We start from the raw sequence: 15,303 nt of genomic DNA, 5'->3' as shown, positions 1-15,303 counted from the left end.
GGCCCTGTATATTGCAGTGCAATACAAGTGGTTTCAGCTGGTATTGCCAAAATGGTGGAAGCGGTATTAATTGGTACTTAATTCGGCCACGAAGTCGTACATATCGCCGCGGAAGTAGGAACGGCAGAATTCCACGGCGCGCCCATCGCGCAAAAATCCCAGCCTTTCGACCGACAAGCCCGCGTCGCCTTCCTCCGCCTGCAGCAAGCTCGCCTGTTCCCCCGTCAGCAATAGCGCGCTCAGGCGCTGCAAGGCGCGCACGGGGCGGTTGCCTGCCTGTTCCAGCGCGTCATACATGGAGACGTCGACGGCGTCGAGCGCCGGCAGGCAGCTGGCCACGATGGTGGCGTACTCGAGGCACATCGGCACCTCGTCCGCATAGCGGATGCGGTGGAAACGGTACACGGGCGCGCCTGGCGACAGCCGCAGGCGCAAGGCCTCTTCCGGCGTGACGGTCCCCTCTGAACGCTTGAGCCAGACGCTGCGCGGCGTGCGCCCGCGCGCGCGCATGTCCTCGGAAAACGAAGTCAGCTTGGCGAAGTTTTTCTCGATGCGCGTATTGATGAAATTGCCCGAGCCGGGGCGGCGCACCAGCAAGCCCTCATTGACGAGGCCATCGATGGCCTTGCGCACGGTGATGCGCGACACGGCCAGGTCGCTGGCCAGCTGGCGCTCGGCCGGCAGGGCTTCGTCGGGGCCGAGGATGCGCTTGTCGATCGCTTCGCGCAGCGCGCGCTGCAGTTGCTGGTACAGGGGCAGGCTACTCGTCTGCCCCAGGCCTTGCATGATGTGAGCCAGGGTTGTCATACGCTGAGGGTCTCCGTTACGGCGCGTTGCAGACGCGCTCTGTATCTGTTTTTGTGTCGCTGGATAATACCAAAAAAGACCGTAATAAAACCAATTTGAATTATCAGGCGAACAATTTTCAACCTTTCTTCCCGGTATTTAAGTGCCGCATACGGGCTACAGAATGAATTGCCTGAAGTGGTCTGTGTGATTCAAGCAACGTTATAAAAAAAAAGTTGCAACTGGTAGTGTTCTGGTATTGGATAGTAGTATATTGGCGTTGAATTGGTTTTGTAAGTGGTTGTACCGAAGGGTCTGCAGCATGCTGGTGGGAATGGCGGGCTGTACAGAAGATCTACGTTAAAAATGAAAAGGGTCCAATCCTGGAGCCTAAATCAAGGGGGAGTACATGAAACGCAATTTGACACCTGCAGCTGCCGTAGTGAAATCCGGGTCGCGTAGCCGTACGCCGATCGCCGCGGCCGTTGCCGTGATGGTCGCTGGTCTGGCATTTTCGGCGCAGGCGCAAGAAGCACCCGCCGAAGACGTGACGGTTGTCACCGTGACCGGCGTGCGCGCATCGCTGGAAAAATCGCTGAAGCAAAAACGCAATGCGGATTCCGTGGTGGAAGTGGTGACCGCCGAAGACATCGGCAAGATGCCTGACCGTAACGTGGCTGACGCGATCCAGCGCCTGCCAGGTGTGAATACCCAATCGTCGGCCGGTGGCGAAGGCGGCTTCGGCGAAAACGACCGCGTCAGCTTGCGCGGCACCAGCCCGAGCTTCCAGCAAACCCTGTTCAACGGCCACGCCATCAGCACCGGCGACTGGTTCGTGCTGAACCAGTTCGGCGGCAATGTCGGCCGCAGCAGCAGCTTCTCCCTGCTGCCATCGGAACTGGTCAGCTCGGTTGTGGTGCACAAGAGCGCCACCGCCGACCTGCCTGAAGGCGGCGTCTCGGGCGTGATCGACGTGATCACCCGCCGTCCGCTGGAATTCAAGAACCAGATCACGGCCGAAGGTTCGATCCAGGGCTTCTACAATGACCTGGCCGGCAAGACCGACCCGCAGTTCTCCGGCCTGGTGAACTGGAAAAATGACACGAATACCCTGGGCATCATGGTGCAGGGCTTCTCGCAAAAATCGACCGTGCGCCGCGATGGCCAGGAAATCCTCGGCTACACGCCGATCCTGGCCAACAGCGCGGCAGCCCTTGCCCATCCTGAACTGGCCGGCGTGAAAGTGCCGACCTTCATCGGCGCCAGCCTGTTCGAGCAAAAGAAAACCCGCGAAGGCGGCGCGTTCGACATCGAATTCAAGCCCAGCAAGGACCTGACCCTGGATGTGAACGGCTTCTATTCGCAGCTGAAGGCCCCGCATCAGAATACCAACTGGCTGGCCGCACCGGCGAACTCGATCAACTCCGCCAACCAGGTGCCGACCAACTACACGGTCAAGAATGGCACGCTGACGGGCGCCACGTTCGCCACCAACTCGGGCGAGGTCGACAATATCTACCGTCCTGACGCAGGCGGCGAATCGTACTACCTCGATTTCAACTTCAAGTACCGCGCCACCAAGGACCTGACCCTCACCGGCAAGCTGGGCAAGACCCACGGCGTCGGCTACGACCGCGACGATGTCTACTACCAGAATAACGTCGACGGCGGCATGGTCTATCAGTTGAACGGCATGAGCCCGGCCAGCGTGTCCTATCCAGGCGGCACCACCACCAAGCCAGGTTCGACGGCATGGGCGGGCGGCGGCGAATCGCGTTCCGTCGACCAGGAAAAATATGCACAGATCGACGCCGAACTGCGCCTCTCGTCGGGCATCTGGGATTCGATCAAGTTTGGTGGCCGTCTGACCGACCACAAGCGCGTTGCCGAGCATCCGTTTGAAACCCGTCCGGGCGCACTGGGCTTCTCGAATCCGGGTCCGGTCTGGAATGGCACCATGTACCCGAGCGACTTCGCCAACAACCTGGGCGGCAACCTGTCGAGCAATTACTTCAAGTACGACGGCGCGGCACTCGGTGCCTGGGGCGCGGCGCCTGGCAACCGCCTGTTCGACTACGTGCGTCGCCACAACTGGACGGACGAATTCAAGCTGCAGGAAAAAACCTCGGCCGCCTACGCCATGGCCAACCTGACGGGCGACAACTGGAGCGGTAACTTCGGCCTGCGCGCCGTGCATACCAAGCAGTCGACCCTGGTCAACCAGGCCGGCGGCAACATCACCGGTTCCGACTGGGGCCCGTACTCGCAGAACCTGTACGAGCGCAGCTACAATGACTTCCTGCCTAGCGCCAACATCAAGTTCGATGTCCGCAATGACCTGGTCGTCCGTGGCGCGATTGCCCGCACCATCGCCCGTCCTGACTACAGCGCCCTGGGCGGCTCCGTATCGCTGAACGACGATGCATTGAGCGGTGCAGGCGGCAACGTCAAGCTGGACCCGGTCAAGTCGGATAACGCCGAAGTCAGCGCCGAATGGTATTTCGCACCGCGCTCGGCCTTCTCGGTGGGCCTGTTCTACATGGACCTGAAATCGGTCGTGTCGAACGGTACCACCAGCGCCACTTACTTCAACAGCAAGCGCAACGCCAATGCCGTGTACCTGATCACGTCGCCATTCAACACCAGCGGCAAGAACAAGGGCGCGGAATTCAGCTACCAGCAACCGCTGTTCGGCGACTTCGGCATCCTGGCGAACTACACCTATGCTGACGGCAAGCTGGACAACGGTGACGAGCTGGTAAACGCATCGCGCAACACCTACAACCTGACGGCCTTCTACGAAGCCAATGCCCTCAGCGCACGCCTGGCCTACAACTACCGTTCGTCCTACAAGGCGGGCGTGGACCGTGGCGCCAGCCAGCACGTTGAAGGCGCCGGCGGCCTGGCCGGTTCGCTCAACTACAAGATCAACGAACACTTCACGATCACGTTCGATGCGCTTAACTTGACGAACACGACCATCAAGATGTACGCGGAAAACAAGGATCAGCCACGCGCTTTCTATAGCAACGGCCGTACCTTCTACCTGGGCCTGCGCGCCAAGCTGTAAGCAAGATGACCGCCCTGGCGCACGCGCGCCGGGCCGGTCTTCCTCGGTCTTTTCAAGGCAAGTCCCTGCACCAGGGGGCTTGCCTTTTTTTTTCGGCGCCCACCGGCTTGCCGTCGTTTGTCCCACCCGTCGTTTTGCCGTCTGTACTCATCCATAAAACCTTCCCGCCTGCGTGGCGGGCATCTACATGATCGAGGAGTCTATGAACAGTCGTTTGCATCCCGTACTACACCCCATCGCCGCCGCTGCCGCCTTGCTGTCGCTCTGCGCGGCGGCCCAGGCGCAGCAGGCCGCGCCGCCTGAAGCCATGCAGGAAGTGGTGGTCACCGGCATCCGCGCCTCGCTGGAACAGTCGCTGAGCCAGAAGCGCAACAGCGATTCCGTGATCGATGTCGTCAGCGCGGAAGACATCGGCAAGCTGCCCGACAAGAACGTGGCCGATGCCGTGCAGCGCGTGCCGGGCGTGAATATTTCCTCGTCGGCCGGCGGCGAGGGCGGCTTTTCCGAGAATGACCGGGTCAGCATCCGCGGCACCAGCCCCAGCCTGACGCAAACCCTGATCAACGGCCACGCCGTCGGCACGGGCGACTGGTTCGTCACCGACCAGGTGGGCACGGTGGGACGCAGCGTCAGCTTTGCCTTGCTGCCATCGGAAATCGTCAGCAGGGTCACCGTGCAAAAGAGTAGCCAGGCCGACCTGGTGGAGGGCGGCGTGGCCGGCTCCATCAATATCGAGACGCGCAAGCCGCTCAGCTTCAAGAAGCCGTTCACGGCCGAGCTGGCCGTGCAGGCGATCCATGCGGACTTGCCGGGCAAGACCGACCCGCAGATGAATGCCCTGTTCAACTGGAAGAACGAGGCCAAGACCATGGGCGTGCTGTTCCAGGTGTTTTCCGAGAAGCGCCACGAGCGCCGCGACGGCCAGGAATTTTTCGGCTACGGCGCAATCGACCCGAACAGCCCGGCCGCGCAGAAATACCCGGAGCTGGCCGGCGTGCTGGCGCCGCTGGGCATCAACTCGGCCCTGTTCGAGCAGGTGCGCAAGCGCCAGGGCGGCAGCATCGACCTGCAGTTCAAGCCGACGCCGGACCTGATGCTGGACGTGAACGGTTTTTATTCCAAGCTGGACGCGGCCAATTACAACCGCAGCTTTTATAACCAGCCCGGCGCCAACCTGAACGCCGTTGACAATGACGGCAAGCATGTCGGCGTCATTCCCAGCACGTTTACGGTGAAGAACAACACCCTGGTGGCAGCCGACTTTCCCGCGTCGCAATTTCCTGCCGCGAATGCCACCACGCCCTACAACGGCCAGCTGTATCCGGCCCTGGTCGACCAGATCTACCGCCCCGGCTCGAATTCCTCGACCGCCTACATCGACTTCAACGGCAGTTACCGCGCCAGCGAGCGCCTGCGCATCACGGGCAGCCTGGGCTATACGCGCGGCATTGGCGAAACGCCTGTCGACCTCGGCTATGAGGCGGGACTGACGGGCGTGGGCGTGTCCTACCAGTTGAACGGCCTGTCGCCCGCCAAGCTGAATTTCCCCGGCCTGGATATTTCCAAGTTCACCAACGTGGTGACGGCATCGGCCTGGGGTTCGCACGTGGAAACCCTGGATACGGAAAAATACGGCCAGGCTGACGGCGAACTGAGCATGGATTACGGCGTGCTGGAATCGCTGAAGTTCGGCGCCCGCTATGCGGAACATCACCGCAACGTGGCGTGGCCGGAAAACCGCAGCTGCGCCGTGTGCGATGGCACGACCAACGCGCCCTTGCCGAAGTGGAATGGCGGCACCTACCCGAGCGACTATGGCAAGGGACTGGGCGGCAGCGCGCAGGGCCGCTACTGGCAGCTCGACCCGGCCGACCTGGTGGCGTGGGCAAACAAGTACGACAACTCCGGCGGCCCCAATTCGCGCAACTGGCCGGCCGAGCTGGACGTGAAGGAAAAGGATAGCGCGGCTTATCTCATGGCCAATCTGGCCGGCAACAAGTGGCGCGGCAACGTGGGCGTGCGCGTCGTGCGCACGCAGCAAACGACGGTGACGAACGTGCCGGGCGGCGAAAACCCGATCGGCCAGGAAAACATCTTCGGCACCTATACGCCCACCATCGTCAAGCACAGCTATACGGACGTGCTGCCCAGCGCGAATATCAAGTTTGACCTGAGCAAGGACCTGGTGGCCCGCGCGGCCGTGGCAAAAACCATGGCGCGCGCCGACTACAGCGCGCTGGTCGGCGCCGTCAACCTGAACGACCAGCTGTTGACGGGTACGGGCGGCAACCCGGACTTGAAACCGATCCGCTCGACCAATTACGACGCCACCCTGGAATGGTATTTCGCGCCGAAAGCCATGCTCTCGGTGGGGGCGTTTTTCATGGACATGAAATCGTACGTGACGTTCGGCACGGCGCCCGTGACCTATTACAATAATACCTTCAAGAAATTCAACACCTATGTGATCCAGTCGCCGACGAATATCGGCGCCAGGAACAAGGGTGTGGAGCTCAGTTACCAGCAGGGTTTGTGGGGCGGCTTCGGCGTGGTGGGCAACTACACCTATACCAATGGCAAGGCCGACGATGGCGCCGCCGTGGTCGGCAGTTCGCGCGGCACCTACAACCTGGAAGGCTATTACGAGGATGAGCGCCTGAGCGCGCGCCTGGCCTACACCTACCGCTCCAGCTTCCTGGCCGGCCTGTTCAGCAGCTCGCCCCAGTATGTGCATGGCGTGGGCAACCTGGCCGCATCGATCAACTACAAGATCGACGAGCGCTATTCGCTGACCTTCGACGTACTGAACCTGAATAATCCGGTGCTCAAGTATTACGGTGCCAACCAGGACCAGCCGACGGCCCTGTATTCGAATGGCCGCCAGTATTATTTTGGCCTGCGCGCCAAGCTGTAGTGGATGAGGCCTGACGAAATTGCCGAGTGCCGGTGTCGTCAGGCGTCGTCATTTTTCAGGCTTTCCGCCACAAGCGGTGGGCCTGCTTTTTTCATTTGGAACTGTTTGACCATGACTATTGCTTCCCAACGCTACCTCGCCCTTGACGTGCTGCGCGGCCTGACCGTCGCCCTGATGATCGTCGTCAATACGCCCGGCGACTGGGGCAGCGTGTACGCCCCTTTCCTGCATGCCGAATGGCATGGCTTTACCCTCACGGATCTGGTATTTCCCAGCTTCCTGTTTGTCGTCGGCAACGCGCTGGCGTTCGCGCTGGGCAAGTATGAACACCTGGGACACGGCGCCGTGCTGGCCAAGCTGTGCAAGCGCAGCGCGCTGATCTTTTTACTTGGCTTCCTGCTGTACTGGTTCCCGTTCTTCAAGATCGATGACGCGGGCCAGTTCGCCTGGTCGCCGCTGTCGCACACGCGCATACCGGGCGTGCTGCAGCGCATCGCCGTATGCTACCTGGCCGCCGCCCTGATCCTGCATTACTGGAAGACGCGCGGCGCGCTCGTCTTCAGCGCCTGCGCGCTGCTCGGCTATTGGGCCATCCTGGCAAACTGGGGCGACTACAGCCTGCACGGCAATGCGCCGGCCAAGCTGGATTTGCTGCTGCTGGGCGACAGCCATGTGTACCACGGCGAAGGCATCGCCTTCGATCCGGAAGGGATACTCGGCACCTTGCCCTCGGTGGTCAACGTCATCGCAGGCTATCTGGCGGGCAGCTTCCTGCGCCGCACGGCGCCGGCGCAGCTGCGTTCCGCGCTGTATCGGCTGGTGGTGGCCGGCGTCATCTGCGTGGCCGTGGCCCTATGCTGGAACGCGGTGTTTCCGATTAATAAAAAGCTGTGGACCAGCTCATACGTGATGCTCGGCATCGGCCTGGACTTGCTGCTGCTGGCGCTGCTGATGTTCCTCATCGACGTGCGCAAGATCACGGGCTGGACCTACTTTTTTGAAGTGTTCGGCAAGAACACCTTGTTCATCTATTTGCTGTCGGAAGTGCTGGTGATCATCGCCTTTACCGTGCGTATCGGCGGCGTCAACCTGTACCAGTGGCTGTACCAGCAGTGGTTTACGGGCTGGGCGCCGGCACGCGTGGGCTCCTTGCTGTTTGCCGTCAGCTTCATGCTGCTGTGCTGGCTGATCGCCTACGCCATGGACAAGCGAAAAATCTACATCAAGGTCTAGAACTTCAGCTTCAGGCCGTAACGGGTCGCCAGTGCGGTCAACAGCAGCATCAGGGCGGTGACGGCGGCGGCATTCCACAGGCCGGCCGCGCCGCCCGTTTCCCAGCAGGGCCACCAGAAGCGCGGCAGGTGCAGCATGTCCGCCAGTTGCTGCCACAGGTCGGGCACGATGTAGGCGAACAGGGCATTGGTACCGGCCGGCAGCAGCGGCACCGCCCAGGCGCGCCAGCGCCATACATCGATGACGACGTAAAACACGAGGAACAGGGCCAGGATGATGGCGCTGCAGACCAGCGTATACGATTCCGTCGCCGCGATCTTGTTGATGTGGTGATACGGCCGCAGCAGCATGCCGGCGGCAAACAGTCCCAGCGCAAACCAGGCCATGAAACGTAGCCTCTGGCCATGTGTCAAGGCGGCGCCGCGCAGGAACAGCTGGCCCACCAGAGTGCCGGCCAGCACATTGGCGGCCGTCGAGCCGAGCACTTGCGGCACGTTGACGAAGGCGTTGATGCGTGCCGGCAGGAAGTCCAGGCTGCCCGCCGTGCCGCCCATGTACAGCACGATCAGCAGGGCCAGCACGCCCATCAGCGCCGTGCTGCTGCCCCGGCATGCCAGGTACAGCAGGCTGCACAGCAGGTAGGCCCAGCCGATCATGCCGAGGATGCCCCACCACGACGGTTGCAGCCAGGGGCTGGAAAACTCGGCATTCAGTTCTCCCCGAAAAGCCGCCAGCAGGAACAGCATCAGCACGCCGCCCGCAGCCAGTTCCCGCTTGCCCGCGCCCTGGCGCCACAGCAGGATCATGGCCACATAAAACAGCAGGAAATACGCGGCGCGCGGCAGCAGCGCGGCTTGCGCATCGTAGCGGTAGGCATTGGCCAGCACGACGCCAGCGAGCATCAGGCTGCCTGAACGCCACAGCAAGCGCCCCAGCAAGGCGGGCGTGACCTGGCCGCAGTGGCGCTGCAGGGCCAGGGGGATGGCCATGCCGAGCATGAACAGGAAGCCGGGGAAGACCAGGTCGGGCACGCTGATGCCGTCGGCGCCGGGGCCTGCGTGTTCGAGCCAGTAGGGGATGGCGGGCATGCCGGCCAGGTAGTTGACCCAGATCATGGCGACGATCACGCAGCCGCGGAAGGCATCCAGGCTGGTCAGGCGTTCGGCGGCGGTGCTGGTGGCGGTGGAGGCGGCGGCTGGCGGCATGGGCGGCTGAAAAAGGTCGAAAAAAAAGCGGCCCCGGCGTTGACCGGGTACCGCTTTGCTAGGCTGTTGCAGGCAAGGCTTACTGTGCCGCTGCCGCCGGTGCCGCCGCTGCCGTGGCAGGACGGTTCAGCCAGAAGATCCAGTAGCGGGCCAGGTCGCCGACGCCGTCGCCGCCCTTGACGGTTTCCAGGATCTTGATGGCTTCATCTTTCTTGCCAGCCATGGCGTAGGAATAGCCGAGGCGCAGCTTGGCATCTTCAGGACGCTTCAGGCCGCCCTTGGCGATGCCTTTTTCGATCAGGTCGATGCCTTTGTCGAACTGGTCCATGGTGACGTAGGCGTAGCCCAGGTTGATCAAGCCCGTGCCGTCCTTGCTCTTCATGGCCGATGCTTCACCGCTGGCGATGCTCTTCGCATCATCGGCGGCGCCCTTGTTGGCCTGGTCGCGCAGGCGCTTGTGCTTGGCGGCATTCGCGCCCGTGCCCAGCACGCCCTTGGCGTAGCCGGCGTCCAGCACTTTTTTCGCTTCCGTCGGGAAGGCATTTTGCAGGGCGATTTCAGCCATGTCGCTGTAATCCTGCGGCGGCATGGTGCCGACGGCCTTGAATTGCAGGCGCAGCACGTCCAGCGCGAAGCGGTCGGAATAGCCGGCCTTGCTTTGCACGCGGCCCAGCAGGTCGCTCCAGTAGTCGTCCGACGGGTAGTAGCGCACCAGGTTTTCCATGGCGATCAGGTAGGTGGCCGGATCCTTGCTTTTCGAACCCGTGTTGGCCAGCAATTGCAGTTCTTCGATGGTCGGCGTCTTGCCGGCCGCTTGCTTGGCCGTCAGGTCGCTCATCAGTTCCTGCTTGGCGCGCGCGAAATCATTGTTGAAGTAGTAGGCGCGGATGATGTACGGACGCACGCTGGCCACGTCGCCAGTATCCGTTTGGTAACGGGTGAACCACTTGATGGCGTTCGTGTAATCCTTGGCGTTGTAGTGGTAGTTGGCCAGCGCCTGGATGAAATCGCCTTGCGATTTCTTGTCCAGCTTGCCCGATTCAATCACCGCTTCGAGTGCCGTCATGGCCATGGGCGCATTGTTGGTGGTCGAGGCCAGCGCCACGCGCAGGCGGTTGATCACGAACAATTCGTAGGGCGTCAGCGCCGGCGTGGCGGCGGCCTGGTCGATGCGGCTTTGCACGTCGGCGTAGTTCTTGGCATCCATCGACGCCTTGACGGCGGCCGGATCGAGCAGCTTGAAGATTTCAGGGCGCACCGTATCGGCTGGGGCAGCGGCAGGCGCACCGGCAGCCGGGGCGGCAGGCTTGGCATCCTGGGCGTGCGACAGGGCTGGCAGGACGTTCAGGCCGATGGCGGCCAGGAGCAGGCTAAGACGTGCAAGACGGAATTGGGACATGGGTTATCCTTCAATCAATAACAAAAATACGCCCCCGGTACTGGTTGCCGCAACAGCGCGCGGCGGCATTTGCCGGGGGCAGGGAATCTTAAAAAACACGTATTCTGCCATCCTGACCGCACAAGTCAAAGGGCGGCAGCATGGTAAACAACGGCTATTGTCACATAAACGGCTGGGCTGGAGCGCCAAACGTGCGCGCCAGCGCCTGGCCCGCCGCATCGAACAGCAGGCAATGCGCGGGCGGCAAGTGCAGGCGCAGGGCGTCGCCCGCCTGGCGCAGGCCGTCGCCGGCCGGCAGCTTGACGGCCAGCATCTCGGTCAGCATCCCGGCCACGCCCGGCATGCTGGCGTAGACGATGGCCACGTCGCCCAGGTATTCCACATGGCTGACGGCCGCCTCGACCACGTTATTGTCCGCTGTGCCGCCGCCGTGCAGGCTGACATGCTCGGCGCGCACGCCCAGTGTCAGCCGGTCGCCCGGCGCCACCTTGGCGCCCTGCGCGTCGACATCGAGCACGCTGCCGCCCGGCAGGCGCACGGACACCGAACCAGGCCCGCAGGCGACAGCCTCGCAGGCGATGAAATTCATCTTCGGCGCGCCGAGGAAGCCGGCGACGAACAGGTTGCCGGGGTTGTTGTACAGCGCGTGCGGCGTGCCCACCTGCTCGATGCGCCCGCCATTGAAGACGACGATGCGCTCGCCCAGGGTCATGGCTTCGACCTGGTCGTGCGTGACATAGATCATGGTGGTCTTGAGTTCCTGGTGCAGGCGCGAGATTTCCACGCGCATCTGCACGCGCAGGGACGCGTCCAGGTTCGACAGCGGCTCGTCGAACAGGAAGACCTGCGGCTTGCGCACGATGGCGCGGCCGATGGCCACGCGCTGGCGCTGGCCGCCCGACAGGTCCTTGGGCTTGCGCTGCAACAGGGGCGTGATCTGCAAAATCTCGGCCGCGCGTTCGACGGCGGCGCGCACCTCGGCTTTTTTATGTCCTGCCAGGGAGAGGGCGAAGGCCATGTTCTCGAACACCGTCATGTGCGGATACAGGGCGTAGCTCTGGAAGACCATGGCCAGGCCCCGCTCGGCCGGCGCGATGTCGTTGGCCAGCTGGCCGCCGATATGCAGCTCGCCGTCCGTGATGTCTTCCAGGCCGGCGATCATGCGCAGCAGGGTCGACTTGCCGCAGCCGGACGGGCCGACGAAGACGACGAATTCGCCGTCGCGGATATCGAGATCGATGCCGTGAATGACAGGGTGCTTGTCGTCGTACAGCTTGACGATATTCTTTAAGACGATATGGGCCATGTGGTGTTTCTATCCTAGCTGGCGCTGGCTGGCGCCTGTGGCGACCCGGTCTTGGCTTCGGCCTTGCCCAGGTCAGGTTGGTCGGCATCCTCCTTCGGCCCGACGCGGATGAAGCGCGACAGCACCAGCACGGGGATGGCCGACACCAGCACCCACAGGAAGAAATTCTTGTAGCCTAGCGCCATCTGCACGTCGCCGCTGATCATCTTGAACAGCACGGAACCGAGCTGCATCACGCCGGTGGCGAACGCATAGTGGGCCGTCTGGTATTTGCCGACGGAGACCACCTGCATCATGTACAGGATCAGGCCGACGAAGCCGAAACCATAGCCGAACATTTCCACGCTGAGCGCGGCCGTGATCAGGGCCAGGTCGGTTGGCATGCTGTGGCTCAGGTAATAGAACACCAGGTTCGGCAAGTTCATGGCCAGGATCAGGAAGAACATGGCGCGCTTGAGGCCCAGCCAGGAGGTGAAGTAGCCGCCGCCGATGCTGCCCAGCAGGAACGCGACGGTGCCAGCCGTGCCGTAGACGGCGCCCACTTCCGTCGTCGACAGGCCCAGGCCGCCCAGTTCGCGCGCTTCGCGCAGGAACAGCGGGCCGATGGTCTGCACTTGCGCCTCGCCGGCGCGGAACAGGATGATGAAGGCGATCATGCCCCAGATGCCGGGTTTTTTCAGGAAGTCGACCAGCACGTCCCACAGCGTGCGGCTGATGCCGGCCACGCTCTTGTCGGCCACGGCGGCGTTGCGCACCTGCGGCAAGGCCCACAGGTGATACGCGGCCAGCGACAGCATGATGGCGCCGATGATCAGGAAGATCACCGACCATGCCTGCTGCTTGCCGATATGGTCTTCCAGGTAGCCTGCCAGGATCACCAGGCCGCCCAGCGAGATGAACTTGCCGGCATTGAAGAAGGCGCCCTGCCAGCCCGCATAGGCCGCCTGCTGCTTGGCGGACAGGCTGGCGATATACAGGCCGTCGCAGACGATGTCGTGTGTCGACGACGCCAGCGCGGCGACAAACAGCACGGCGATGCAGGCGGCGAACCACAGCGGGGTGTGCAGGGCCAGCGCGATCAGGCCCAGGCTCAGGCCACCGAGGAACTGGAACAGCACCACCATGGTCTTCTTGCTTGACGCCAGCTCCAGGAAGGGACTCCACAGCGACTTGAAGACCCAGGCAAAGCCGATCAGTCCCGTCCAGCGGGCGATCTGGTCGTTCGGCACGCCCAGGCTCTTGAACATCAGGCCGGCCACCAGGGCCACCGCGTAAAACGGCAGGCCCTGGGCGAAGTACAGCGTGGGCACCCAGGTGATCGGGCTGCGGGCGCGCTGGCTGTTATTGCTGCTCTTGTCGTTCATGAACACTTCCTCGGGTGATGGCGCCATCTGGCGATGGCGAAGGTACGGCTGTTATGCATGCGATTGTTCGTCAAGGTTGCCGCGCCAGCGCCGCCCTGCAGCGGCGCCAGCCTTCGGCCAGGATGATGCGGTCGGCCGCCTCCTGCACGTAATGCTGGGCGTGGGGCTCGGCCTTGGCCGGGTAGCGCCGCGCGTGTGCGGCCAGGCGCGCCAGCCGCGTGCCCGCCGCCTGCAGTGGCAGGTCGCCGGAAGCCAGCGCGCCGGCCAGGGCGTCGAGCGCGGCCACGGCGGCGGGGCGCTCGAGCACCATGGCCATGTCGCTGCCGGCGGTCACGCTGCGCAGGGCGATCTGGCCCGCCATGTGGCGTTCCCGCACGGATGCCGTGTCCAGGCCATCGCTGATGAGGATGCCGTCGAAGCGCCACTGCTCGCGCACCAGTCCCTGCATCACGCGCGGCGACAGGCTGGCGGGCAGCTCGGCATCCAGGGCCGGGTACACCACGTGCGCGCTCATCATCGATGCCGCTTGCGCGGTGGCCTGGCGGAACGGCACGAAATCATATTCTTCCAGCTGCGCACGGCTCTTGGCGACGGTGGGCAAGGCCGCTTCCGGCAGGGCCGCGGCATCGCCGGGCATGAACAGGCGCGCGCAGCAGGCCACGCCTTCGGACTGGCTGCCGGCCATCCAGGCCATCGCCATCGCCGCCGCATGCGTCGGGTCGCCGCCGAACGCATGTTGCGCGCCCGCTGCGGCGGCAGCGCCGCCGGACGGCGCCAGGTTCAGCAGCGGCGCCAGGTGCCAGTTGATGCCCAGCGAGCGCAGCGCGCGCGCCACGCAGGCGCCCGTGCCGTAGGCCAGGCTGGCGTCGCCTTCGGCGCACAGGGCCATGGCCGTGGGCGGCTTGGCCAGCCAGGCCGGGCAGTTCGATGGCGCGCCGGCCGTGTCGATGGCGATCAGCGCCTGCGCGCCCAGCACGCGCTGCAGCGCGGAGGTAAGGCGCAGCAGCTGCGCCTTGTCGGCGATGTTGTCTGCGCGCAGGCACACGGCGCGGATGCCGCTCTCGTGCAGCCACTGCGCCGTGGCCGCATCGAGCTCGGTGCCGGCGACGCCCGTCATCAGCAGCTGGCCGGCCAGCAGGCGCAGGTCGGTGGCGATGGCGGCGCTCATTTGACGGCGCCGTCCATGCCGCGCATGAAGAAGCGCTGGGTGAACAGGAACGCCAGCAGGGTCGGCACGATGGTGATCAGGGTGCCGGCGGCGATCACGCGGGTGCTGCTGCCGAAGGTGCCGCGCAAATACAGCACGCCCACCGAGAGGGGAAATTCATCGGGCTTGCTCATGACGATGGAGGGCCAGATGTATTCATTCCACGATTCGACGGCCGTCAGGATGCCGACGGTGGCCAGCCACGGCGTGATCAGCGGCAGCATGATGCGGCTGAAGATGATCCACTCGGACGCGCCATCGACGCGCGCCGCATCGATCAGGTCTTGCGGCACTTCCTCGAACGCCTGCTTGAGCAGCAAAATGGCCACGGCCGTCACCACGTTGGGCAGGATCACGCCCGTGTAGGTATCGACCAGGCTCATTTGCGTGATGGTGATGAAGTTGACGAGGAAGTTCACTTCCGACGGCAGCACCAGGGTGGCGAGGATCAGGCCGAACACGAGTTTGCGGCCGCGAAATTTCAGGCGCGCCAGCGGATACGCTGCCAGTGAGCACAGCAGCAGTTTCCAGAAGACGGTGAACACGGCGATCAGCACGGAGTTCTTGAAGAACGACCAGATGGGAATCGCGTTGAATACTTCGATGAAGTTTTCAAACGAAGGGGCCTTGGGCCAGAAGGTGGGCGGGAAGGCGAAGATATTGCCTTCCGTGGAAATGGCCGTCACCAGCGTCCACCAGAACGGGAAGACGCAGACGACGGCGATGGCGCACAGCACGGCGTAGTGGCCGGCATGCTGGCCGATGCGCCGCAGGCGGCTCTTGAACGGGCGGGAACGGGTGGTCATGGTCATTCCCTTA

At 63.3% G+C, this 15,303-nt stretch carries 10 protein-coding genes; 3 read left to right on the top strand and 7 right to left on the bottom strand.

Going from position 1 to position 15,303, the window contains the following annotated elements:
* Positions 1-66: 66 nt before the first annotated feature.
* Positions 67-807 (bottom strand): GntR family transcriptional regulator, encoded by a 741-nt coding sequence (locus ACQ4WR_RS07860; protein WP_102295267.1) that lies wholly within the window; start codon positions 805-807, stop codon positions 67-69.
* Between the two features lie 388 nt (positions 808-1,195).
* Here ACQ4WR_RS07860 and ACQ4WR_RS07855 point away from each other — a divergent pair, with 388 nt between their 5' ends.
* From ACQ4WR_RS07855 to ACQ4WR_RS07845, 3 genes are all read left to right on the top strand, one after another.
* On the top strand, positions 1,196-3,856 hold the full coding sequence (locus ACQ4WR_RS07855) for a TonB-dependent receptor (RefSeq protein WP_102295269.1): 2,661 nt from the start codon (positions 1,196-1,198) through the stop codon (positions 3,854-3,856).
* Between the two features lie 202 nt (positions 3,857-4,058).
* Positions 4,059-6,770 (top strand): TonB-dependent receptor, encoded by a 2,712-nt coding sequence (locus ACQ4WR_RS07850; RefSeq protein ID WP_436486440.1) that lies wholly within the window; start codon positions 4,059-4,061, stop codon positions 6,768-6,770.
* Between the two features lie 111 nt (positions 6,771-6,881).
* Positions 6,882-8,003, top strand: coding sequence for an acyltransferase family protein (locus tag ACQ4WR_RS07845; protein WP_436486439.1), 1,122 nt, complete (start codon positions 6,882-6,884; stop codon positions 8,001-8,003).
* Here ACQ4WR_RS07845 and ACQ4WR_RS07840 read toward each other — a convergent pair.
* From ACQ4WR_RS07840 to ACQ4WR_RS07815, 6 genes are all read right to left on the bottom strand, one after another.
* Positions 8,000-9,208, bottom strand: a complete 1,209-nt coding sequence (locus tag ACQ4WR_RS07840; protein ID WP_436486437.1) for a DUF5009 domain-containing protein — start codon at positions 9,206-9,208, stop codon at positions 8,000-8,002. The genes ACQ4WR_RS07845 and ACQ4WR_RS07840 overlap by 4 nt on opposite strands.
* A gap of 79 nt (positions 9,209-9,287) precedes the next feature.
* Positions 9,288-10,607, bottom strand: coding sequence for a tetratricopeptide repeat protein (locus tag ACQ4WR_RS07835; RefSeq protein ID WP_102295274.1), 1,320 nt, complete (start codon positions 10,605-10,607; stop codon positions 9,288-9,290).
* A 160-nt stretch (positions 10,608-10,767) separates the two neighbouring features.
* Entirely contained in the window at positions 10,768-11,913 is a 1,146-nt protein-coding gene (locus ACQ4WR_RS07830) for an ABC transporter ATP-binding protein (protein ID WP_436486435.1), read from the bottom strand.
* A 14-nt stretch (positions 11,914-11,927) separates the two neighbouring features.
* Positions 11,928-13,277 carry an MFS transporter gene (locus ACQ4WR_RS07825; RefSeq protein ID WP_102295278.1) on the bottom strand — a complete coding sequence of 450 codons (1,350 nt, stop codon included), beginning with the start codon at positions 13,275-13,277 and terminating at the stop codon, positions 11,928-11,930.
* 70 nt (positions 13,278-13,347) lie between these two features.
* Positions 13,348-14,445 (bottom strand): glycoside hydrolase family 3 N-terminal domain-containing protein, encoded by a 1,098-nt coding sequence (locus ACQ4WR_RS07820; RefSeq protein WP_436486433.1) that lies wholly within the window; start codon positions 14,443-14,445, stop codon positions 13,348-13,350.
* Positions 14,442-15,290, bottom strand: coding sequence for a carbohydrate ABC transporter permease (locus ACQ4WR_RS07815; RefSeq protein ID WP_102296305.1), 849 nt, complete (start codon positions 15,288-15,290; stop codon positions 14,442-14,444). Before ACQ4WR_RS07815 ends, ACQ4WR_RS07820 begins: the two co-directional genes overlap by 4 nt.
* Between the last annotated feature and the right edge of the window lie 13 nt (positions 15,291-15,303).

It is taken from the genome of Janthinobacterium amylolyticum, assembly GCF_051380655.1.
Taxonomy (GTDB): Bacteria; Pseudomonadota; Gammaproteobacteria; order Burkholderiales; family Burkholderiaceae_D; genus Janthinobacterium.
This window is presented reverse-complemented; position numbering and strand designations above follow the sequence as displayed.

Bases quoted from the DNA above. Each gene is read 5' to 3' on its own strand.
- ACQ4WR_RS07860 (WP_102295267.1), bottom strand. From the start codon at position 807: ATGACAACCCTGGCTCACATCATGCAAGGCCTGGGGCAGACGAGTAGC.
- ACQ4WR_RS07855 (WP_102295269.1), top strand. From the start codon at position 1,196: ATGAAACGCAATTTGACACCTGCAGCTGCCGTAGTGAAATCCGGGTCG.
- ACQ4WR_RS07850 (WP_436486440.1), top strand. From the start codon at position 4,059: ATGAACAGTCGTTTGCATCCCGTACTACACCCCATCGCCGCCGCTGCC.
- ACQ4WR_RS07845 (WP_436486439.1), top strand. From the start codon at position 6,882: ATGACTATTGCTTCCCAACGCTACCTCGCCCTTGACGTGCTGCGCGGC.
- ACQ4WR_RS07840 (WP_436486437.1), bottom strand. From the start codon at position 9,208: ATGCCGCCAGCCGCCGCCTCCACCGCCACCAGCACCGCCGCCGAACGC.
- ACQ4WR_RS07835 (WP_102295274.1), bottom strand. From the start codon at position 10,607: ATGTCCCAATTCCGTCTTGCACGTCTTAGCCTGCTCCTGGCCGCCATC.
- ACQ4WR_RS07830 (WP_436486435.1), bottom strand. From the start codon at position 11,913: ATGGCCCATATCGTCTTAAAGAATATCGTCAAGCTGTACGACGACAAG.
- ACQ4WR_RS07825 (WP_102295278.1), bottom strand. From the start codon at position 13,277: ATGAACGACAAGAGCAGCAATAACAGCCAGCGCGCCCGCAGCCCGATC.
- ACQ4WR_RS07820 (WP_436486433.1), bottom strand. From the start codon at position 14,445: ATGAGCGCCGCCATCGCCACCGACCTGCGCCTGCTGGCCGGCCAGCTG.
- ACQ4WR_RS07815 (WP_102296305.1), bottom strand. From the start codon at position 15,290: ATGACCACCCGTTCCCGCCCGTTCAAGAGCCGCCTGCGGCGCATCGGC.